Genomic DNA, 20,772 nt, shown 5'->3' with positions numbered 1-20,772 from the left:
TCGCAGGCTCCGGCTGTCTCACGAGCATCCGCCCATGGCGCATGTCGGTGGAGTGACATACACTTTTACCTAGAAGACATATTCGATAGCAGTTGATTTCGACGAGATTTTGCTCGAACTCATTGTGGGATTTTTTTAACCATCGCTCATCAGGTTTTTACCATTATCGCCCACCCCGAGCCACCCGTCACGAGCCTAGGGAGCCCACCTTGCCCCACATTATTGACGCACCAGTCGACGTTGAGCTGTCCCCCGACGGCGACCCGCGCGCGTTCATCTGGAATCGGTTCGAACACACCGTCATCGGTCAGCCGCAGGCCGTATTCAAACGCACCCGATGGTGGGAAAACGAGGGAACCCCCACCCGCATCGACACCGAACTGTGGCGGCTCGATGCCTGCCGTGGCGGCGAAGAGCAGCACCGCTACGACCTGCGCCGCAGCACCGACGGGTCCTGGACTTTAGCATTGGACTGGGGATGAGCACCGCACCGGGGACGACTTTCAGTCACCTGCACGTCGCGAGCGCCTACTCGACCCACTACGGGGTGACGCTTCCCGAAGCCCTGGCCGAGCAGGCGGCCGCGCAGGGCGCGAATTTTCTGGCCGTCACCGACCGTGACGGACTCTACGGCGCAGTCAAACACGTGCGCGCCTGCGTGGCCGCCGGCATCCGCCCCGGGCTCGGCGCCGAACTCGCCGTGCACGACGACCAGTATCGCCCGCTCGGTCGGGTGGTCGTGCTCGCCCACGGCCAGACGGCGGGTAGAGGCTACGCCGCACTTTGCCGCGCGGTCAGTGCCGCCCACAGCACCGATCGAGACGCACTTCAGCACGGCGCCGCCGGCCACGACGCACCCCAGAACAGCACAGCCCAGCACAGCACCGCCCACGGCGCAGCTGCCGGCCCGAGCATTTCGCGCGCCCGCCTGGCCGACCTGGCCGGCCTGGCCTCCCTCACCGTGCTGCTCGGCCCCGATTCCGACGTAGGCCTGGCCATCGGCCGCCGCGACAATTCAGATGCCGCGGCGCGGCTGGCCCACTGGCAGCGCGCCCTGCCCGCAGGCACCGTCGTGCTCGAAATCGTCTGCCACCTCGCCGAAAGCGGCACCGTCGGCAGTGTCACTCCGGCCACGCGCATGCTCGCCCTGGCCGAGAACGCCGGACTGCCGGCGGTGCTCAGCAATGCCGTGCGCTACGGCACCCCCGACGAAGCGGTCACCGCCGACCTCGCCGATGCCGCCCGCTTTCTGCTGCCGCTCGCCGAGCTCGAAACCCCCCAAACCAATGGTCAGGCCTGGCTCAAACCGGCCGGCGCGATGCGCCAGGTGGCCCGCATGGTCGTCGACGCCGGCCTGCACGACAACGGGGCGCTCGAACGACTGCTGGGCGACACCGAGCAGCTCGGCGACCGCTGCAGCCTCGACCCCGTGAGCGACATCGGCCTCGGCCGCCCGCGCATGCCGGAGGCGCGCATCATCGGCGTCACCGGCGACCCGGTCACCGAGCTGTGGCGCCGCGCCCGAAGCGGCATCGCCGAGCTGTACTCGGCGAGCGGCTCACGCGCGGTCGAAGCGGCCCACCATCAGCTCGCCCACGAGATGAAAACGGTCGAACACTTAGGCTTTGCCAGCTACTTTCTCACCGTGTCGCGGGTGGCCGACATTATTCGCGGAATGGGCATTCGCATTCAGGCCCGCGGTTCAGGGGTCGGGTCGGTGCTCAACTATGCGCTGCACACCTCCTCGGTCGAACCGATCGCGAACGGCCTGCTCTGGGAGCGTTTTCTCTCCCCCGAGCGCCAGACCCTGCCCGATATCGACATCGACGTCGAGTCAGCGAGGCGGCACGATATCTACCGCGAGGTCTTTCGCGCTTTCGGCAGCGACCGGGTCTCGCTCATGTCGATGACCAACGCCTACCGGGGCCGCGGCGCCGTGCGTGACGCCGGCCTCGCGCTCGGCCTGCCCGACGCCCAGATCAACGTGATCGCCAAGCAGATGTGGCGGTTCAACGCCCGCGACTTTCGCCGCGCCCTCGAGGAGAAACCCGAACTCGAGGCCCTCGCCACCGAGGTGCGCGAATCGCAGCAACTCGATCTGCTGGTGGACCTCACCGCGAAACTCGACCGGCTCCCCCGGCATATCTCGGTGCACCCCTGCGGCGTGATCCTCTCCGACGCGAGCCTGCTCGACCGCACCCCGGTGCAGGCGAGCGGCATGGGCCTGCCCATGTCGCAGTACGACAAGCACGACATGGACCCGATGGGCCTGATCAAGCTCGACATTCTCGGCGTGCGCATGCAGTCAGCCATGGCGCACGCTGTTGAAGAGCACCACCGGCTCACCGGCGAGAGTATCGACCTCGACCGGGTGCCGCTCGACGATGCGAAAACGTTCGAGCTGATTCGTTCCACCCGCACCCTCGGCATCTTTCAAATCGAATCCCCCGGCCAGATGGAGCTGGTCGGCAAGCTGCAACCCGAGGTGTTCAACGACCTCACCGTGGAGATCTCGCTGTTTCGACCCGGCCCGATGAAAAACAACATGCCGCTCAAATATTTGCAGGCCAGGCACGGCGAGGTCGCGCCCGATTACATTCACCCCCGGTTCGAGCCTATTTTGCGCGAAACCAAGGGCGTCGTGATCTTTCACGAACAGGTCATGCGGTTGTTCGACGAACTCACCGGCTGCGGCCTCGGCAAAGCGGATGTCTTTCGCCGCCACCTGGGGAAGCCGGAGCAACTCCCCCAGATCGAGGAGTATCTGCGCGAGAAAGCGCTCGCCCGCGGCTTCAGCGTGAAGGTGATCGACCAGATCTGGACGGTGCTTGCGGGGTTCGGTAGCTTCGGCTTCGCCAAGGCGCACGGCGCCGCCTTCGCCCTGCCCACCTACCAGTCGGCCTGGCTGAAAACCCACCATCCGGCCGCCTTCCTGGCCGGGCTGCTCACCCACGACCCCGGCATGTGGCCCAAAGACCTCATCGTGGCCGAAGCTCGGGTGCTCGGGGTGCCGGTGCTCCCCCTCGACGTGCAGTCGAGCGCGCTGGATTACCGCGTGGAAGATCTCGCCGACGGGAGCCAGGGCATCCGTTTGGCGCTGCCTGAGCTGGTCGGCAGCACCGAAGCCGAGCGGGCGCGCATTGCCCAGCACCAGCCGTTTGGGTCGCTGCAGGACTTTCGTGACCGGGTGCACCCCCGCAGGCGCACGTTCGAAGCGCTGGCCCGGGTCGGCGCCCTCGACACGTTCATCGGCTACGACCGGGCCCGGCGGCACGAGCTACTCGCGCACATTCAGTCGTTGCGCGGCACGGCCGTGGTCATTCGTGCCGACCAGCTCGCGTTCGAGGTGGAGCTGCCGGTGCCGCGCTACTCCGGCGACCGTGCGGGTGCCATCACCTCGCTCGAGCTGCGCGGTCGAACCCAGACCGACCTGGAGCTGCTCGATCTGAACCTGGCCGTCGGATCACACCAGATGAAACGCTTTCACTCGCTGTTCAAGGAGTTGGGGGTGACGCCGGCGAGCGAGCTCGGCAACCTGCCCGGCGGCACCGAGGTTCTGCTCGCCGGGGTGCGGCGGGCTACGAACACGCCGCCGATGCGCGGCGGCCGCCGCGTGGTGTTCATCAGCCTCGACGACGGCACCGGCCCGGTCGCGAACGTCGTGTTCTTTCACGACGCACAGGAACGGGTGGGCGGGCAGGTGTTCCAGACCAATTACATGCTCGTGCGCGGTCGAACACGGCGCTCCGGCGCCAAGGGAGTGTCGGTGACCGGGGAGAATCTGTGGAACCTGTTCGATGTGGCCCGCCAGGTGAAGGAACGCCACGCCGTTGAACGCGCCGCCGCGGAGGAAGCGGCCAGTGCTGCCGCCTACGCCGCCGAACTTGCGGCGCATCCGTTGCTGCGCACCCCGGCGCAGCAGTCTTCGGGCGGCGGTACCCTGCACCAGCTCACTGGGGCGCAGAGTGCCTAGCCAACAAGCGGCCGGCACCGCTGGCCGGGCGCTACTGGCCCGGCGGCGCCGGAGCCGTCTCCGGCGGGGCGGGTGCGGCCGGCGGAGCCACCGGCGCCACGACCGGTGGCGCCACGACCGGTGGCGCCACGACCACGGGCGGTGGAATGTACTTGGGGGCGAGTTCGTCGAAGGCATCACCGCCGTACTTGGCGTTGACGACCGACATCACGACCGGCCACATGCGGTGCCGCGCCGTCGCGATCTGGTCACGCCCAAAGAACTGCCGCCGCTGGCTGAGTGATCCCGTCACACTCACCACGGCGACTACCGTGGCCACCTTGGTGCTTGCGCCGCTCATCCAGGTATCCTTGGCGCCATCCGTTGTTCCGGTCTTGCCGATCATCGGTACATTCGGTTTCGTATTCGAGTTGGATTGTTGTCCGGTGCCGCTCGTCATCACCCGGTGCATGGCGTAGGCCATGCCGGCGGCGACCGTCGAATCCACCGATTGCGTGCAGACCGACGGCGGCACCGCGACCTCCACGCCGCCGCGGTCGACGATACGGTCGATGGCGATCGGCGAACAGGTGACGCCCTTATTGGCGATGCCGGCGAAGGCGACGGCCATGGTCAGCGGCGCAACCTCATTGGTTCCGATCACGGTTGCTGCGGACTGCGACAGCGGGTTACCGTCGGCCCGGTGCACACCGAACGCCTCCGCAGTTTTGCGGATACCGCAGAGGTCGAGCCGCTTCGCCATGCCGATGAAGCCGGTGTTGATTGAGCCGACGGTGGCTTGCAGCGCACTGTAGTTGGCACCGGATTCGTTGGCGTCGTTGCGCGGGTTGAAGGGTGGTTTCTCCTTGTCGTAATTCTGGGGCCCGAGGCAGCTGTCTTGAAAGGTGCCCCAGTTGGACTTGCGCCGGGAGTCCACGCGTTCGTTGAGCGAGTGCCCTTCTTTGAGCCATTCGGCCAGGGTGAAGACCTTATAGGTCGACCCCGGCTGGAATCCGCTCGAACCGCCCTCGGCGAAGTCCGTGGCGTAGTTGATTCCGGTGTAGTTGGCACCGGTCGCCTGCACCGTGGGGTCCTGGCTGTAGTCCTTGTTCTGGGTCATGGCCAGCACCCGGCCGGTGCCGACCTGCACGCTCGTGATCACCGCGCCCACGTCCCCGCCGGCGTAGACCTTGGGAACCTGCTGATTCATGGTCGTCACGGCCGCGCCCTGCACGTCGAGGTCGAGGGTCGTGTAGACGTCATAGCCGCCTCGGCGAAAGTTGAGCATGCGGGTGGCAGCGTCGGCGCCGAAGGTGGGATCGGTCTGCAGAATCTTGGTCACATAGTCGCAGAAGAACGCGTTGGCTGCGGCGGTCTGGCAGCCGGTGCTGGGTTCGGTGATCACGGGTTCGACCGGTGCCGCCAGGGCCGCTTCGTAGTCGGCCTTGGCGATCTTTTTGTGGCGCAGCATCTCACGCAGAATGTAGTCGCGGCGCTGCTTGTTCGCGGCGTAACCGTTGGCGGCCCCATTGGTCTCGCTGGCCGGCTTGTCGAGCTGGAACTTGACCGGGTTGTTCACGATCGCCACCAGGCTGGCCGCCTGCGGCAGGGTGAGGTTGGCCGCGGTGCTGTTGAAGTAATAGTTGGCGGCGGCTTCGATGCCATAGACGGTGCCACCGAAGCCGGTGATGTTGAAATACTGCTGCAGGATGTCGTGCTTGCTGTACTTCTTCTCGACCCCGATGGCGAGCCGCATCTCTTTGAGCTTGCGGTCGGGCGTGGTCTCGGTCGCCGCGGTGTAGCAGGCATCGTGCGCGCGCTTGTCGGTGATCACCTCGCACTTCTGCACCAGCACGTTCTTAACGTACTGCTGAGTAATGGATGACCCGCCCTGGGTGTCTCCCCCTGCCACCGTCGTTGCCGTGGCCCGCAGGGTGCCCTGCAAATCGACCCCGCCGTGCTCGTAGAAGCGTGGGTCTTCTCCCGACACCGCGGCATCCTTCGCAAACTGGCTGATCGCATCCCACCCCACCTCGATGCGATTCTGATCGTAGAACGAGGCGAGCAGTTCGAAGGTTCCGTCACTGCGGGTCGCAAAAATGTCGCTCTTCTGCGAGAGGGGCTCGATGTTGATGTAGCCGGGCAGATTCTCGAACACCGAAATGGTATTGGTGGCAGCCATACCCGAGAGCGCAACGACAGGGGTTACCGACACGGTGACCAGAATGCCGGCCACCGCGCTCATCGCGACGAATCCGAGCATCCCGCCGAGAACGCCGTGCAGAGAACGCCGCCACGATTGGGCCGCGCCGGCTGGAACCTCGGTCACTTGCACCACGTTTACCCCCAACTGAGTCGATCAGTGCGAGAGCCAACGCCTGCACATCGGTTGCCAATTAATTGTCATGTTAGTCACCTGTGGGCTCGAATGTGACCGGCTGGCCGATCTGAGAATGTATCGGCTTGATACCGGTTTGTGAGTAGTATCCGCTGACCTGCTCGCCTTTCGATCACGGCTGGCGCGCGCTGCCGTGGCCCGCGGGGTGCTCGCGGCCGGCGTGGGCGCGCCGTTCCAGACCGAGGGCTGGCCTGAGGTAACCGATGTGGAGCGCTACCACACCGTCGAGACCGAATTTCGGGGGTTGGTGCCGGATCACCTCATCAACGGGCTTCACGTGCACGTGGGCATTCCCAGCCGTGATGCCGGGGTGCAGGCGCTCAACCGGGTGCGCGTTTGGCTGCCGACGCTGCTCGCGCTGGCCGTGAATTCGCCGTTCTGGCACGGAGCCGATACCGGCTTCTCCAGCTGGCGGAGCGTGCACATGCGCCGGTGGTCCACGATCGGAACCCTGGAGAGTGCGCTGATCGTGACGGACGAGCTGCTGCGCTATGCCGGCGATGCGATTGACGAGGTGGGCAATCGCGAGCGAATTGTGGGGCTGCTGGCGCGGGCGCGGCGACTCGGGACCGGAGCCGAACGCCAGCGGGCCGCCATGAGAAGCGGCGGGCAGCCGGCGCTGGCCGCCCTGCTCAGGCAGGCGCTGACCGCGCACGACTAGATCTTCAGCGACGGGTGCAGCTTGGCGATCGACCAGATCTTCATCGAACGACTGGCGAAGACCGAAACGGCGAACGCTCCGATTCCGAAAGCGATCAGGGCGAGAAGGTCAACCAGAATCGCGCTCGTGAAGCCCTCGGCGATGAGTCGCCGCACGCCGTCGACCGCGTAGGTCATCGGCAAGGCCGGGCTGATCCACTGGAAGAAGCCGGGCGACGTCTGAACCGGGTAGGTGCCTCCGGCCGAGGCCAACTGCAGAATCAGCAGTAACAAGGCCACCAGCCGACCGCGCCCGCCGAGCAGGGCGATCAGGCTGTGGTGAATGGCCGTGAACACGAGCGCGACAATCACCGTGAAGGCGGCGAGGGCCGCGAAATTGGCGGCTTCCAGCCCCACCAGAAAGTGCAGCACGGCGAGCAGAAGTCCGGCCTGCAGCAATCCAAACAGCAGCCCAGGGGCGAGGCCGGTCAGCGCCACCCGCACCGGCCGGGCAGTGGATGCGACGGCCTGCGGCGACAGCGGACGGAACAGGAAGTACATGCCGATTCCGCCGACCCAGAGCGCGAGCGGAATGAAGTACGCCGCGATGCCCTCGCCATAGAATCCGACGGCATTCTCGCGCACATGCTCCGCGGCAACTGGTTCGGAAGTCACCGCGGCGAGTTCGCTGGCCTGCGCGGACGTGTAGCTCGGCACCTGCGTCACGCCCGACTGCAGCGAGGTGCTCAGACTGTCGGCACCGGTCGCGAGCTGGCCGAGGCCGTCGGCGAGGGTGCTCGCGCCGGTGCTGGCGGTCGTCGCGCCGGTGGCCAGCGTGCTGGCGCCGGCCGCAGCGCTGTCGGCACCGGTGGCGAGCGAGGCAGCACCCGCGGAGAGCGATGCCGCGCCGGTTGAGACGGATTGGGCTCCGGCCGAGACGCTCGACGCTCCCGTGGCGAGGGTCGCGGCGCCGTCGGCGAGCGTGCCGATGCCGGCGACGAGTGGTGTCGCGCTCTGGTTCAGGATGTTGGCCCCGGCTACGACGGTCGCGGCGCCCGCCGCGAGATCCGCGATCGATCCGCCGCCGGTGGCGAGGGCCGCGTTCAGCTGGGTCAGGGTCCAGTCAGGGTGCGCAGCCGTGAGCGCGGCGATCGTGCCGAGAGTCGTGGAAACGGTTTGGGTACCCGCCGCCAGCCGGGCCGTGGCGGTCGGCAGTGTGCTCACGCTCGCGTCGAGGGTGGCCGCGCCCGTCGCGAGCGCTGCCGAACCGCTCGCGACCTCCGCCGCACCGTTCGCCACACTCGACGACCCGGTGGCCAGGGTGCTCGCGCCGGTGGCGAGGGTGTGGGTGCCGGCATCCACTTGGGACACCCCGCTCGCGAGCGTGGCGGCGCCGTCGGAGAGGGTTCCGAGGCCGATCACGAGTTGCGCCGACCCGTCGCTCGCGCTCGTGGCGCCGTCGCTGAGGGTGAGTGCGCCGTTGGCGGCCTGAGCGAGGCTGTCGTGCACACTCGTGAACCCCAGGTAGACGTTGTCCAGGTAGGTCGCCGAGATGGACGTCGACAGCTCGGTGCGTATCGCGGCGGTGACCGATTTCGTGACCTGCCCCACGATGAAGTTCGAAGCGTCGTCGGTGTACACGCGCAGGCGGGCCTGCTCGGGGGCGAAAACGGATGCTGCGGTGCCGGTCGTCGTGGCGGCGGGGTTCACCGCGCCGGGGTTTGCAGCGGTCGAGGCCAGGGTGCTCGAGAAATCGGCGGGAACGACGAGCACGGCGAAATTCTGGTTATCGGCGAGCGAGCTGCGGGCATCCGCTTCGCTGGTGGCACTGCTCCAGGTGAAGCCAGCACTGTCGCTGCCCACGAGGGAGTCGACCAGGCCGGCGCCGGCGTCAATGGTCTGCTCGCGGCCGTCCGTGCCGGTGACGTTCGCGGCCACGTCGTTGTTGACGATGACGGCGTGTAGTTCGCCGATGTTGCCGCTCGTGTTCCAGTTGGCCGAGAGGTAGACGCCGCCATAGATGGCGGGAACGGCGGCGATCATGAGCAGCGCCACGATGGCCAAGCGGGAAGACCGAAACCGGGACAGCTCGATGCTGGGCAGTGAAAACATCTTGGCCACGGTTCAGGCCTTCCGGGTGGACGCAATCAGGGTGCGGGCTGTGAGGGTGCGGTCGGCGGAATCCAGGTCGAGCAGGTACACCGGGCGGGCTGGCGCGGGGTGGACGTCGGCGCCGACGCGTTCGAGGATCTCGACGAGCTCCTTGGGGTCCTGCCCGCTCGCCGCGATCGTGAGATCGTGCCAGCCCGCCATGCGCAGAACGAGCAGTGCGGCCCAGGCGCGGGCGCGGTCATCCGTGTCGCGCAGGGTGTCGACGTCATCGACGATCAGCAGGCGTGGCCGGCCGATCAGGGCCAGGACGACGCCGAGCACCGCACGATCGAGCGGTTGCAGGTCGACGATGCGATCGGTGCCGGTCAGTCGCGGCAGGCCGGCATGACGTTGCTCAAGGATTTCGCCGGCCCGCGCATCGACCTGACGCAGCAGCGCGTTCACCCGAACCAAGCAGAGTGCCACCGTTTTGTGGCTGACCAGCGGTTTCCACCACGGTTGACGGAGCACGAGAGCAGCCGCGATCTGGCGCTCAACCGTGAGATCGTCGTCGAGGCGGTTTACGATCGGCGTCTCGGCGAGGGCCGACAGGTGCCGCACCTGCCCGCCGCTCTGGCGCAGCGGATGTCCGAACACGGTCGCCGTTCCGGCGAACCCACGCAGGCGGCCGGCAAGAGCGAGCAGCAGTGTTGTCTTGCCCGAGGCGAACCGGCCCGACACGACGAAGAGTGCACCGACCGGAATAACGAGGTTAGTGGCGCCGATCACGGTCTGGCCACCGTTTCGAATCGTGAAGTTGCTCGCTCGGATGGCGAGGGCGATTTCAGTCGAGTCGAAAGCGGGGGTCGAAGCGGAGTCGAGGGTCATGCAGAGTTCCATCCAACGTTGGGTTGTGCGGGGCGCAATGCCACCGTAGTATTTTCAATACCGAGAGTATCCAATACCCAAAGTATCCGCTTGTCAACAGCAATCCGAAAGGCACTCATGGACGAGACGCCAGGCACGACACCCGAGATGGCATCAGGAACGGCTCACGCTCGTGGCACCTCGCGCGTTCTCGCGGCCGACTCCGCGTTGGCACCCGAAACGTCGCCCAATCTCGCACCAGCCCTCGCGCGCGACGCCCCGCCACCGGCTCGCAAACGACCCCTGCGCACCGACGTACGTGCGGATATTCTGCGGGCGGCGACCGAGCAATTCTTCGAATCCGGCTACCTCGGAACCAAACTCGACGACGTGGCGACGCGGGCCGGGTACACCAAGGGCGCCGTGTACTCCAATTTCGGCTCCAAGCAAGCCCTATTCGGATCGATCCTGAATGAGCGCCTGGCTACCCTGCTCAGCGGGCGGCTCGCGACCATTCTCGGCGACGAGATACGGCTCGACGACGCGGCGCTCGCCCGCATCGCCCGCCGTCTGGCCGAGACCCTGGTCGAAGACGGCCCCTGGCACCTGCTGCTCATGGAACTGGCCGTTCATTCGGCCCGCAACCCCCAGGCCGCGGATCTCTATCGCCAGAGTCGGCGGAGCGTGCGCCTCGCCCTCGGCGCGGTGATCCTGGAACGCGCCGACCAATTCGGCATCGACCCGGCTACCCACCGGGTGGACGTGCTCGCTCCCCTCGTTATGTCGGCTACCAATATCCTGGCGCTCGAGCGCATTCTCGACCCGGACTACTTCACGAACGAGGTGCAGTCCCGCATGATTGAGGGGCTTCTGGTGGGGACTCTGCGATAGTTTTTAGCGCAATTTGAGCCCCGCCACCAGCCTGTGGAGAACTTAAACGGGATTGTAGCAATCCGGTCTACTGTGGCCCCATGCGAAATCCGTCGCGCCGCCGCCCGATCCACACTGCTGTGCTCAACGCTCTCGTGCTGTCTGTCTCCGTTGTTTTCCTAAGCGGATGCATGGCCGCTCCCGCCCCGCCCGTCCCGGCAACGCCGGTCGCCGTGGCTAGTCCCGAGCCCACCGTGACTCCCCCGGTCTTCGCGTCGAACGACGAGGCGCTGGCGGCCGCGACCGCCGCCTTCGGCGAATATCAGTCGATGTCCAACACGATCGCCCACGAAGGCGGAGCAGATCCCGAGAGAATTTCCGATTTTGCAGTCGGGAAAGTTCTCGAGTCAGAACTTGGAATCTACAAAACGTTGTCGTCAGGCGGTCTCCACCTCATTGGCAACCTCGCGTTCGACTCACTGTCTATCCAAAGCGCCGACCTGGAATCAGGCGAAGTAGTCGCCTACGTTTGCCTTGATGTCTCTGGCACTGATGTCGTTGACGCCACTGGTCTTACTGTCGTCCCACCTGGCCGCCCCGGTCGCTACCCGATTCAAGTTTCTCTGCTGCGTGATTCCGCCTCCGACCGACTCCTCGTCGAGAAATCAGACTCATGGTCCGGTTCAAACTTCTGCTGATCGTGGCTCTTGCGACAGCCATCGCCATCCCCAACCAAAGCGCAATGGCCGGATTCAAAGAACAATCATGTGTCGGATTGGAAGGTGCACTTTTCGTCTGCCCACCGCGGGCTGACGTAGTCGGTCCAGGCGTGGACTTATCGGCCGGGTACGGCGGAAGTTCTGGCGGCGGAACGGGTGGGTCCGCCAGCGGTCGGGCTGGTACCGGCCCAACCGTGGCCGAGATTTGCGCCCACCCACAGGGCAAACTGACCTCGGAGCAGGAGTGGTCGCTGTGCGGCACGGGCGACTTGCCACTACTCTCGCGGCACCCCGAGTGGCAACCCACTATCGCCGCCCCCACAACGCCCTGCGCCATCTGCTCCGCCGCCACCATCGTCACGGTCACCGACCTGCAGAACTTCCCCGCGCCCGCTGCCCCAACGGGCATGGAACCCAATGGCTGGGCCATCGTCGGGCTGGCCGCGAATTTCTGGGCCGAAGCATCCGCTCAAATCGGCGAAGGACTACTCCTCGGCGAACCAGCGCAGGTCATGTTCACACCGATCGGGTACCGCTGGAACTACGGCGACGGCAGCGCCGCATCGAGCCCCACCGGCGGAGCCAGCTGGGCCGACCTCGGCCTGGCCGAATTCTCCACCACTCCCACAAGCCACAAATACACCGCCAAGGGCACCTACACAACCACCCTCACCGTCGACTACCGAGCCGACTACAGCTTCGGCGACCAGGGCTGGCGACCCGTCGAGGGAATCGTCTCCGTGCCGTCAGCTCCGTTCACCGTCGTCGCGGCGAAGGAATCCACCGTGCTCGTGGCTGAAGACTGCAACGCCAACTCCCATGGTCCCGGCTGCTGACGCTCCGGCCCGCGTGGCGGCACCCCTTACAGATCAGGGCACCCCTACCCAAGAGTGCCCTCGTCGGCAAGGAGTGCCGCGATTGGCGAGCCCGCCCGCCGTCTGCGGGTTCGACTCGAACCGGGGCCGCGGGCCACGTTGCCTACGGCAGCAGGCGGTCCGCGGCTTTTTTCGGCAGCCGGGCTGCCGCAGCGCGGGCGATTGCTGCCGCGGCTTCGTCGGCGACTGCGTCGAAGTCGACGCTGTTGATCGAATCAGAAACGGATGCTTCCGCTGCCGACCGTGCAGCTGCGGCGCCGGTCGCCGCCGAGGCACCAACCGACGGTGACGACTCTGCTGAAGGCGCTGCTGTTGAAGGCGAGGTTGCCCCCGAGGGCGACGCGGCGCCGGCCCCTGTGGAACGCACCGACGTAGCAGCAGCAGGCGAAGCGGATGCGCCACTGTGCGCGGGCGCAGCGTTCCGCAAAGCGGCTCCCGCCGTTCCGCCGAGCAGCCCACCGAGGAGGTCTTTGATGCCGATTCCCATGGTGGAGCCGAGCACGGCGTCGACCTCGCTGAAGCCCGACGCGACGTTCTTGGAGAGTTGGCTGGCACCATCCGTTGAAATTACGGTGAGCTGGTCGATGTTCCCCATCGGAGCGGCGAGCTCGTGTGCGATCTGCGGGAGCATTTCGACCAGACGCAGCTGGATGAGCGCCTCGGACTGCTGGGCGACGGCCTCGGCGGAGAGCCGGGTGGCCGTTGCCTCTGCGGTACCCCGGGCGAGGATGGCGTCGGCCTCGGCCTGGCCCTCCGCGCGGGTGGCGTCGGCGTTGGCGACACGGCTGTCGCGATCGGCGGTGGCCTTGGCGACGGATGCCTCGGCGGCCGCGATCGCGGTCACCCGAATTCGGTAGGCGTCAGCGTCGGCAATGGCGTTGACCTCGGATTCCAGCTCGGCCTTGCGCAGGCTGGCGCGACGTTGAGCGGTGAGCTCCTGCTCTTGCACGATGGCCTGCTGTGCCTTGGCCTCGGCGAGAGGCTTGGATGCGGCGGCCTCAGCGGAGGCCTTATCGGTGTCGAGCTGCAGGGCGGCCTTGCGCAGGGCGAGCGTGTTCTGCGCTTCTGCGATGGCCTGCTCGGCGGTGATCAGGGCTTCCTGCGACTCTCGGTTGGCGACGTGCTCGGCAACCTCGGCCTGGCGGCGAACCTTGGCCTGCTCTGCACGACCGATGTCGCGAATGTAGTCGTTCTCGTCGGTAATACCCTTGATCTCGAAGGAGTCAACGTCGAGGCCCTGGTTGGCGAGCGACTCACGCGCGGTGGCAAGCACGGACGTGCCGAGCTCGTCGCGCTTCTGAATGACGGTCATCACGTCGGTCGCGCCGATCGAGGATCGCAGCGAACCGCTCAGTACCTCCTGCGCGAAGCCGTCGATGTTCTTGTCCTGCCCGAGGAACCGCTGGGCGGCGGCGCGGATCGCTGCCGGGTCGTCGCCGACCTTGACGATGGCGACGGCTTCAACCGAGAGCGTGATGCCGTTGCGATCCTGCGCCACGGCAGTGATCTCAATCGCCCGGCTGCGCAGGCTGATCTTGAACGCCTTCTGGAAGAACGGGGTGATGAACACACCCTGTCCGTGCACGACGCGCTGGCCGGATTCCTCGAGCGTGGCACCATCGACGATGGTCTTGCGGCTCTTCTTGCCGGTGATAATGAGGGCTTCGTCGGGCCCGGCATTCTTGTAGATGGTCTTGGCGTAGATCAGGCCGATGAGCAGAACCACAATGATCGTGAAAATGATCCCGGGGATCGGGCTGAACAGAAAATCGAGCATGGAGTCCTTCCGAGGCGCAAGCGCATACATCGTTTCGGCGATCCGGTCGAGCGACCTCGGCGCCGAGCTGTGCATCCAGTCTCGCAGGCCACGGCACCGGATGCGAAAGATGTCGACAATCCGAGTCTGCCGTTGTGCCCATTTCGGCCTGCCAATCGCCGTTTCACGGCGCCCGCGCGCGCCCAGTTCACGGCGCCGCGGGAGCTACGCCACGACCCCGGCGACGCCCCCGAATCCCCCTGGCCTACCCGTCGATGAAGTCCGCAGCAGTGCGCAGGAACGCGGCAGCCGCGAGGGCGCGAGCGGCGGCATCCGTTTCGCACGAGTCGGCGCTGCCCGCCATTCCTGCCGGGCCAGCGGATGCCGCGAGCGGGTAGATCCCGCCCGCGCCGACCCCGCCCGCGCCAATCCCGCCCGCGCCGACCCCGGCTCCGACCCCGGTTCCCACGCCGGCGGCCGCGTCAAGCAGAGCCGAAATAGCGCCCGGAATCGTTGCGGGACCCAAAGCCCGAACCCGAGCCCGCACCGGCGGCGACCCCGCCCGCGCCGAACCAGCACTGTTAGCACCGGCAACAGATACCGAACCAGCACCGCCAACCAGAGCCCCCAAAAACACCCGCGACTTCGCCGCCCGCGGACCATTGAAATCGGGGTTCTGCCTCGGCTGGCTGGAGAATGCTTCCCGCACCTTGGCCAGGAATTCGGCGTTGGTCAGGCGATTCGCGCTCGGAACCACGAGCAGGCTGGCCGCAACGGTGAAGTTCCCGTGCCCGCCAGTTTCATACGCGACCTCGGTGGGCTTGCACGCACTGAACAGCACTTCCCGGGTCAGCGCCCGCTTGCCGGCCCGAGCGGGCGCGCCGCGCTTGGCCCGATAGTTCCTGCTCGTCTGCTCATCGGGGATGATGAACCGCGCCCGCCGCCCGTGGGGAGCGGATGCCGCACTCAGGTCGGCCACATCGGCCGGCTGCAGCTGCAACCGGCGCTGACCATCACCGGAGTGGCAGGAATCGAAGAAGGCCGTGAGGCTGACGCCGTCGGGCAGCTGGTCGAAGATCTCGCCCAGGTCGTCATCGATGATCAGGTTGCCGTCGCGAAAGTCGATCGGGCAGAGCGCTTCGTCGTACTTCGTCTCCTCGTTGCCGGCCTCGGACTCGTCGCCGTCGAGATCGTCGACGTAGGTGCCGTGGCCGGCGTATTGAAAGACCAGCACGTCGCCGGCGACGCTACTGGCGACCAGGTCGAGCAGCCCGAGCAGAATGTTCTGCCGGGTCGCCTCCGCGTCGAGCAGGGTGCGCACCGCGAACCCGGCGATGCTGAATTGCGCAGCCCAGGCCTCGGCATCGGCTACGCAGCCGTAGAGGGCATCCCCGCCCGGATAGGCGTTGATGCCCACACAGAGCGCCTGGTGAGTGCCGACCGGTCGGGGCGCTGCCGGGCCTGCCATAGGCCAAAGTTCGTCGCCGAGATCCCGAGTGGCTGGGAACGACTGGATGCGCGAGCTGCCGGTGACCCGGCGGGCGACGCTGTCCATAGTGGGAATGTCGTTGTCGAAACCGCCGTGACTGGTCGAGGTGCTGCGGCTGGTGAGCGGGCCGCTTGGCGTCTTCGACCAGATGATATCGGCCGCCCCACCGACCCCGGGCGACCCGCTCGCGCCGGACAGCCCGAACAGCCCAGCCAGCACGGGGTCGGCGCGCAGGCATTCCTCGAGTCTAAGGATGGGCGAAAACTCCTCGGGTTCGAACGACGCCCGCACGAGGTAGAGCAGGGACTTTCCGTAGGCGCCGAGGCAGGTGTCGTCGCGTTCGAGTTTCTCGGTCATGGTGAACATGGCGAGGGATTCCACGCCGTGGCCGACCAGGGGCACGATCTGCTTCTCGAAGACGTCGGTGCGCACGGCCGGCGCGAGCAGGCTGAGCGTTTCGATGGCCGGCACCCCGGCTTTCAACGCCGTCGGCAGAAAGAAGGAGTGAAAGATCGACCCGGCGCTGTGCCCGACGGCGTGCACGGTGATCGTGTCGGGATGCGCTGCGCAGTACGCGCCAAGCGCTTCGGCCACGTAGCGGGCGCCGCCGTCACCGGCCGGGGCCGCCTCGGCCGAACGCTTCATCTGCCCCCAGATCGCCTGGCCCTGCCCGAATCGGGCCGCCAGTTCGAGTACCCGGTCCTTTGCATCGTCGAGCCAGCCGCGGCGACCCTGCGCCCAGTCTCCGACCGCGCTCGTGATGGCCCCGGCGAGGCTGGTCTCCCAGACGAAGTGAATCGGGTAGACGCCGTTCGATTTCCACCAGTCCACCTGGGTGGCCGCGATGCGCAGCCCGGATTGCTCATCGACGAGCCCGCCGTGCGCGTAGAACACCACGGGAACGACGCCGCCATGCTCGGCCACAAAGGCCGGCAGGTGGGTGGCGAAGATGGCGTCGACGTCTTTCTTGGTCGTTGTGAACGCCCCGGTCGACGAGAATGTGCCGCCGCTGAGGTTGACGACGTGCGGCCGTAGTTTTCGGCTGGCCGCGCTGGCTTCCGATCCGGAGGACATCGTGCGGTTTCTCTGGGAGAACCCCACACTGCTCGCGGCGGCGAGAATCGATCCGACCCGGCCGATCGCGGTCGAACGGGTGCGCCCCACCCTGCGCGTCGGCCCCGACGGTTTCGTCGTGTCGGAGATCGGCGCCACCTTCACCCAGGAGTTTCGGCTGAGCGCCGCTGAAGCCCGCAGCCTGGGGCTCGCTACCCGGGCACCGGTGTTCATTCGCGGCGGCGGGCAACTGCGGTTCGACGAGGGCGGGCGCCTCAGCTTCGCCGCCCTCAAACCGATTCTCGATCCCGACCGCCAGCGCGCCAAGCTCGCCGCCGCGCAGCTCGCCACTCGCCCAGCGAATGCCGCCGCCCCGCCTGTACCGCCGCAGCCCAGCCCGCGAAAAATCGCCGCGCCGCCCTCCGAGGTCTCGGCCGACCGTCGGCCGACCTTTCATCCCTGAGGTTCAGAACGCCGTGCCCCACGCCGTCGACTTTCCCAAAGCGGATGCCTCCAGCTGCGCACGCTGCGCGAACTTGCGCGCCCGCAGCTTCGCGTTGACCTGTTTGATCACCTCACCACGGCTCGAACCGGACTGCAGCGCGTCCAGCAGAAAGTGCGTGAACGCGCCGTTGTACCGGCCGTCGAAGTTGGCGTCGGCGGCGGTCTGGTCGGCGCGGCAGGCGGCGAACAACACCGGTTTGGCCGCGGCCTTGGAGGTGCGAACCAGGTCCCGCAGGGTACGGGTGTCGGCGCCCTCGGCTTCGGCGCCGTCCCGACCGAGCGGTGTCGGCGGCGGCACGAAGCGCGGGCGCCGGTCGTCGACCGTGGGCACGAGGTCCATGGCGCCCAGCCTGCTGCCGCTGTGACAGGTGTCGAGGATCACATCGACCAGCACCCCCTTTGGCAGCCGGGCAAACAGGTCGTGCAGTTCATCGTCGACGATGAGAGAGCCCGGGTCCCACGCGGCACCGTTCTGCCGCAGGTCGTAGGTGGCGAAGGCTTCGTCGACCTGGTCGGCTTCGTCGCCGCTCGTGTCGGGCAGCTGCGTGCCGTGGCTCGACATGGTGAAAACGATGTGATCGAGGTGCTCCCCCGGCGCGTTCGCCCGGTCCAGCGCCTCGGTCATCGCGCCGAACGCAGCGTCCTTGGTCGCTGCCTGGTCGGTCAGCACGGTGATGCTCGCGTCGGCGAATCCGAAACCCGAGGCGAGCAGCTCCCTGACATCGTTGGCGTCGTTCACGCAGCCGTTCAGCCAGCTCGCCATCGGCAGATTCTCGAACTTGTTGATTCCCACGCAGAGAGCGAATTGAGTCATGATGGTCCAAATCTGACAGAGCCAACACAAGCGGATGCCGCGGGTGCCAGCTGCACACTCCGCGCGAACCGAGGGTAGCCGCAGGGGCGTTACCGGCGAGTTACTCGGGCGCCGCGCTCGCGGGTGCGAAAGCATCCGTTTTGGGGGTATCGGCATTGACAACCGAGCCGGTGCTGGCCATTCTGGGCGGTAGCAGCACCCGCTGTCTCGTTGCGGGTCCGCTGTGTATTCTTTCGCGGATCGAGCACTCATGGGATTTTCGGCGACACCCGGCTAGGATCTTCACGTGCTGGGCCACTGGCAGTTGCGCTACAACGGCCTTCCGGTCGAGGTCGGTGCACGTCAGAAGCGGCTGCTCGCTGCCCTCGCCCTGCTGCACCCCCAACCGCGACCCGTGCTGGCCGCCTTGCTCTGGCCCGACAGCCCCGAGCGTCAGTCGGCCGGAAACCTGCGGGCGAGCGTCTTTCGCATCTCGCATGAACTGCCCCGACTCTTGAGCGCGACTGATCCTCCGCAACTCGACGCCGCGGTGCGCGTTGACCTGCGCGAGGTACGGGAATTGATCACCGAGGTCACCCTGAACGGCGCACGATCGGTGACGCCCGAATCGATCGATTTGCTGCAGGAAGCCAACCTGCTGCCGGGCTGGTACGAGGAATGGGTGATCGACCAGCAGGATCACCTGCTGAACCAGCGGGTCGATGCGCTGGAAGCCCTGGCCCGCTGTTACCTGGTCGCCAGCAGTTTCAACCGCGCCCTGGGAGCGGCACGGGCAGCGGCGCTTGTCGCCCCGCTGCGGGAAAGCGCCCAGCACCTGCTCGTACGCTGCCACATCGCCGAAGACAACTACGCCTCGGCGGTGTGGGTGTACCGCAGTTTTCGGGCCCACCTGGGGCGGGAACTCGGAGTCGAACCGTCGGCCCATTTCGCCGAGCTGCTCGGGCTGGAACCTGCGATCGCCGACTCCCGCCTGCTGGTGCGGGCGATGAAAACCAGCTGAGCTCACAGGAGGTTCTCACTCGGGGCCAACTTATGATCGACCGGTGACTGAAACAGCCCTCCCCCGCCCCTTCCGCCCCCAGTCCCGCTGGGTACGCAGCGTCGGGCTCATGATCTTCTTCAGCCGCTGGCTGCAGGCACCCCTCTATATCGGCCTGATCATCGCGCAGATCATTTACGTGATCGTGTTCATGGTTGAGCTCATCAACCTCGGTGGTGACGTCTGGACGTCACTGACCGTTCCGAGTAACGACGGCGGCATCCACGTTGAAGAAGCCGCGATCATGCTCTCCGTGCTCGGCCTGATCGACGTCGTGATGATCGCGAACCTGCTGATCATGGTCATCATCGGCGGCTACGAAACGTTCGTCTCGCGCATCCGCTTAGAGGGTCACCCCGACCAGCCGGAATGGCTGTCGCACGTCAACGCGAACGTGCTCAAGGTGAAACTCGCTATGGCCATCGTGGGGATCTCGTCGATTCATCTGCTCAAGACGTTCATCGAGGTCGGCGATCTGGCCGCGCGCGGCACGCCGGTGGATTCGAACCCCACCGAGACCATCACCGGCAACGTCTACACCTGGGACGGCGTGCTCTGGCAGGTCATCATCCACATGGTGTTCATTCTCTCCGCCATCGCCCTGGCTTGGATCGACCGAATGTCGCAGGCCGGGCATGCTGCTCCGGCGTTTGCGCCGTCACCGGTGCACGGGCCCACCGTCGCCCCCGGGCCGATCACGGCTCTGACTGCCGCACCCATCCGGCGCGAACTCGCGCCCGCGGCATCCACCGGAATCGCCCTGCACCTGACCCAGCTGGGTCAGCTCCGCGACGCCGGCGTTGTAACGGATGCCGAATTCCTCGCCAAAAAGACGGAGTTGCTCGCCCGCTACTAGGAGGCTGATTCAGAAGGTCATGAGGCCGTGGGCGCGAAACTGGCCGCGCACCCGCTCCTGCAGGGCGGCGTCCGGCGGTTGCACGCCGTGCAGCGGATACGGGATGGCCAGGCGGTTCCACTTGTCCTCGCCCATCTGGTGGAATGGCAGCACCTCGACCCTGGAGACGTTGGGCCAGCGGGCCACGATCTCGGCGACGGCGTCAACGTTGTCGATCGCGTCGGTCAGCCCGGGAACGAGCACGAACCGAACCCAGACATTGGTGCCGCGCGCGCTCAGCCGGTCGCCGAACGCGATGGTCGGTGCCAACTCTCGCCCGGTCACTTCACGGTAGGTGTCGGGCAGGCCGGACTTCACGTCGAGCAGTACGAGGTCGGTGTGATCGAGCAACTCGTCCGACGCGCTTGTGCCGAGATACCCCGAGGTGTCGAGGGTCGTGTGCACGCCGAGCTCATGGCACTCGGCGAACACCCGTGCGACGAATGCCGGTTGCATGAGCGGCTCCCCGCCGGACAGCGTCAGACCGCCTCCGGTCGCCGCGAACACACCGAGGTAGCGACGGATACGGGTGAGCACATCCTCAATCGGCGTGATCACGCCGTCGTGCTTCTTCCAGGTGTCCGGGTTGTGGCAGTACTGGCAGCGCAGCAGGCAGCCGGAGAGAAAGTAGGTCAGCCGGGTGCCCGGCCCGTCGACGGCCGTGACGAGTTCCCAGGAGTGCACGCTCGCCACCCGACCGTCGCGGATCGCGGCCAGATTCTCGTGGTGCTTCTTGGTCGCCGGAGCGCCCGTCGCGCGGGTGGCGGTGTGGGCGAGGTCCAACTGGTGCAGGTCAGCAGTGGTGGAGGCG

16 protein-coding genes are annotated in these 20,772 nt (G+C 66.7%); 9 read left to right on the top strand and 7 right to left on the bottom strand.

Features of this window, described 5'->3' with window-relative positions:
• Positions 1-209: 209 nt before the first annotated feature.
• Positions 210-482 (top strand): hypothetical protein, encoded by a 273-nt coding sequence (locus BLS91_RS05240; RefSeq protein ID WP_092339679.1) that lies wholly within the window; start codon positions 210-212, stop codon positions 480-482.
• Positions 479-3,973: a DNA polymerase III subunit alpha gene (dnaE, locus tag BLS91_RS05235; RefSeq protein ID WP_092339678.1), complete on the top strand. Its 3,495-nt coding sequence runs from the start codon at positions 479-481 to the stop codon at positions 3,971-3,973. Before BLS91_RS05240 ends, dnaE begins: the two co-directional genes overlap by 4 nt.
• A gap of 31 nt (positions 3,974-4,004) precedes the next feature.
• Here the strand turns inward: dnaE and BLS91_RS05230 are convergent, their stop codons facing one another.
• Entirely contained in the window at positions 4,005-6,281 is a 2,277-nt protein-coding gene (locus BLS91_RS05230) for a transglycosylase domain-containing protein (protein ID WP_134505350.1), read from the bottom strand.
• A gap of 166 nt (positions 6,282-6,447) precedes the next feature.
• On the opposite strand from BLS91_RS05230, the gene BLS91_RS05225 reads away from it, so the two are divergent.
• The gene (locus BLS91_RS05225) at positions 6,448-7,011 is read left to right on the top strand and encodes a carboxylate-amine ligase (protein ID WP_092339676.1); all 564 of its coding nucleotides are present in this window, start codon (positions 6,448-6,450) and stop codon (positions 7,009-7,011) included.
• Here the strand turns inward: BLS91_RS05225 and BLS91_RS05220 are convergent.
• Entirely contained in the window at positions 7,008-9,101 is a 2,094-nt protein-coding gene (locus tag BLS91_RS05220; protein WP_241983195.1) for a YhgE/Pip domain-containing protein, read from the bottom strand. The two genes, BLS91_RS05225 and BLS91_RS05220, sit on opposite strands and share 4 nt — an antisense overlap.
• 12 nt (positions 9,102-9,113) lie before the next feature.
• Positions 9,114-9,968 carry an ATP-binding cassette domain-containing protein gene (locus tag BLS91_RS19880; protein ID WP_159433829.1) on the bottom strand — a complete coding sequence of 285 codons (855 nt, stop codon included), beginning with the start codon at positions 9,966-9,968 and terminating at the stop codon, positions 9,114-9,116.
• 117 nt (positions 9,969-10,085) lie between these two features.
• Here BLS91_RS19880 and BLS91_RS19875 point away from each other — a divergent pair, with 117 nt between their 5' ends.
• From BLS91_RS19875 to BLS91_RS05200, 3 genes are all read left to right on the top strand, one after another.
• The gene (locus BLS91_RS19875; RefSeq protein WP_159433828.1) at positions 10,086-10,838 is read left to right on the top strand and encodes a TetR/AcrR family transcriptional regulator; all 753 of its coding nucleotides are present in this window, start codon (positions 10,086-10,088) and stop codon (positions 10,836-10,838) included.
• A gap of 170 nt (positions 10,839-11,008) precedes the next feature.
• Positions 11,009-11,515 (top strand): hypothetical protein, encoded by a 507-nt coding sequence (locus tag BLS91_RS05205; protein ID WP_092339672.1) that lies wholly within the window; start codon positions 11,009-11,011, stop codon positions 11,513-11,515.
• 215 nt (positions 11,516-11,730) lie between these two features.
• Complete coding sequence (locus BLS91_RS05200; protein WP_092339671.1) at positions 11,731-12,372, top strand: PKD domain-containing protein; 642 nt, start codon at positions 11,731-11,733, stop codon at positions 12,370-12,372.
• A gap of 142 nt (positions 12,373-12,514) precedes the next feature.
• Here BLS91_RS05200 and BLS91_RS05195 read toward each other — a convergent pair whose 3' ends face one another.
• Together BLS91_RS05195 and BLS91_RS05190 are read right to left on the bottom strand one after the other, a co-directional pair.
• Positions 12,515-14,188, bottom strand: a complete 1,674-nt coding sequence (locus BLS91_RS05195; protein WP_159433827.1) for a flotillin family protein — start codon at positions 14,186-14,188, stop codon at positions 12,515-12,517.
• Between the two features lie 244 nt (positions 14,189-14,432).
• Complete coding sequence (locus tag BLS91_RS05190; protein ID WP_159433826.1) at positions 14,433-16,730, bottom strand: caspase family protein; 2,298 nt, start codon at positions 16,728-16,730, stop codon at positions 14,433-14,435.
• A 1-nt stretch (position 16,731) separates the two neighbouring features.
• Here BLS91_RS05190 and BLS91_RS19870 point away from each other — a divergent pair, with 1 nt between their 5' ends.
• Positions 16,732-17,172, top strand: a complete 441-nt coding sequence (locus BLS91_RS19870) for a hypothetical protein (RefSeq protein WP_158253350.1) — start codon at positions 16,732-16,734, stop codon at positions 17,170-17,172.
• 3 nt (positions 17,173-17,175) lie between these two features.
• Here the strand turns inward: BLS91_RS19870 and BLS91_RS05185 are convergent, their stop codons facing one another.
• Positions 17,176-18,027 carry a caspase family protein gene (locus BLS91_RS05185; protein ID WP_092339668.1) on the bottom strand — a complete coding sequence of 284 codons (852 nt, stop codon included), beginning with the start codon at positions 18,025-18,027 and terminating at the stop codon, positions 17,176-17,178.
• Between the two features lie 286 nt (positions 18,028-18,313).
• Between BLS91_RS05185 and BLS91_RS05180 the strand changes: the two genes are divergently transcribed.
• A complete protein-coding gene (locus tag BLS91_RS05180) occupies positions 18,314-19,027 on the top strand; it encodes an AfsR/SARP family transcriptional regulator (protein ID WP_092339667.1) in 714 nt (237 codons plus the stop codon).
• Positions 19,028-19,070: 43 nt separating this feature from the next.
• Positions 19,071-19,922: a TIGR00645 family protein gene (locus BLS91_RS05175; RefSeq protein ID WP_139165809.1), complete on the top strand. Its 852-nt coding sequence runs from the start codon at positions 19,071-19,073 to the stop codon at positions 19,920-19,922.
• Positions 19,923-19,931: 9 nt separating this feature from the next.
• Here BLS91_RS05175 and pflA read toward each other — a convergent pair whose 3' ends face one another.
• Positions 19,932-20,744: a pyruvate formate-lyase-activating protein gene (gene pflA / locus BLS91_RS05170; protein ID WP_233197544.1), complete on the bottom strand. Its 813-nt coding sequence runs from the start codon at positions 20,742-20,744 to the stop codon at positions 19,932-19,934.
• Positions 20,745-20,772: the final 28 nt, after the last annotated feature.

This window comes from Cryobacterium flavum, assembly GCF_900103805.1.
Lineage (GTDB): Bacteria > Actinomycetota > Actinomycetes > Actinomycetales > Microbacteriaceae > Cryobacterium > Cryobacterium flavum.
Note: the sequence above shows the minus strand (reverse complement) of the source record. Positions and strands in the feature narration are given on the sequence as shown.

Coding starts and splice junctions, on each gene's coding strand:
- dnaE (WP_092339678.1), top strand. CDS start 479: ATGAGCACCGCACCGGGGACGACTTTCAGTCACCTGCACGTCGCGAGC.
- BLS91_RS05220 (WP_241983195.1), bottom strand. CDS start 9,101: ATGTTTTCACTGCCCAGCATCGAGCTGTCCCGGTTTCGGTCTTCCCGC.
- BLS91_RS19880 (WP_159433829.1), bottom strand. CDS start 9,968: ATGACCCTCGACTCCGCTTCGACCCCCGCTTTCGACTCGACTGAAATC.
- BLS91_RS19875 (WP_159433828.1), top strand. CDS start 10,086: ATGGACGAGACGCCAGGCACGACACCCGAGATGGCATCAGGAACGGCT.
- BLS91_RS05205 (WP_092339672.1), top strand. CDS start 11,009: ATGGCCGCTCCCGCCCCGCCCGTCCCGGCAACGCCGGTCGCCGTGGCT.
- BLS91_RS05195 (WP_159433827.1), bottom strand. CDS start 14,188: ATGCTCGATTTTCTGTTCAGCCCGATCCCCGGGATCATTTTCACGATC.
- BLS91_RS05190 (WP_159433826.1), bottom strand. CDS start 16,730: ATGTCCTCCGGATCGGAAGCCAGCGCGGCCAGCCGAAAACTACGGCCG.
- BLS91_RS05185 (WP_092339668.1), bottom strand. CDS start 18,027: ATGACTCAATTCGCTCTCTGCGTGGGAATCAACAAGTTCGAGAATCTG.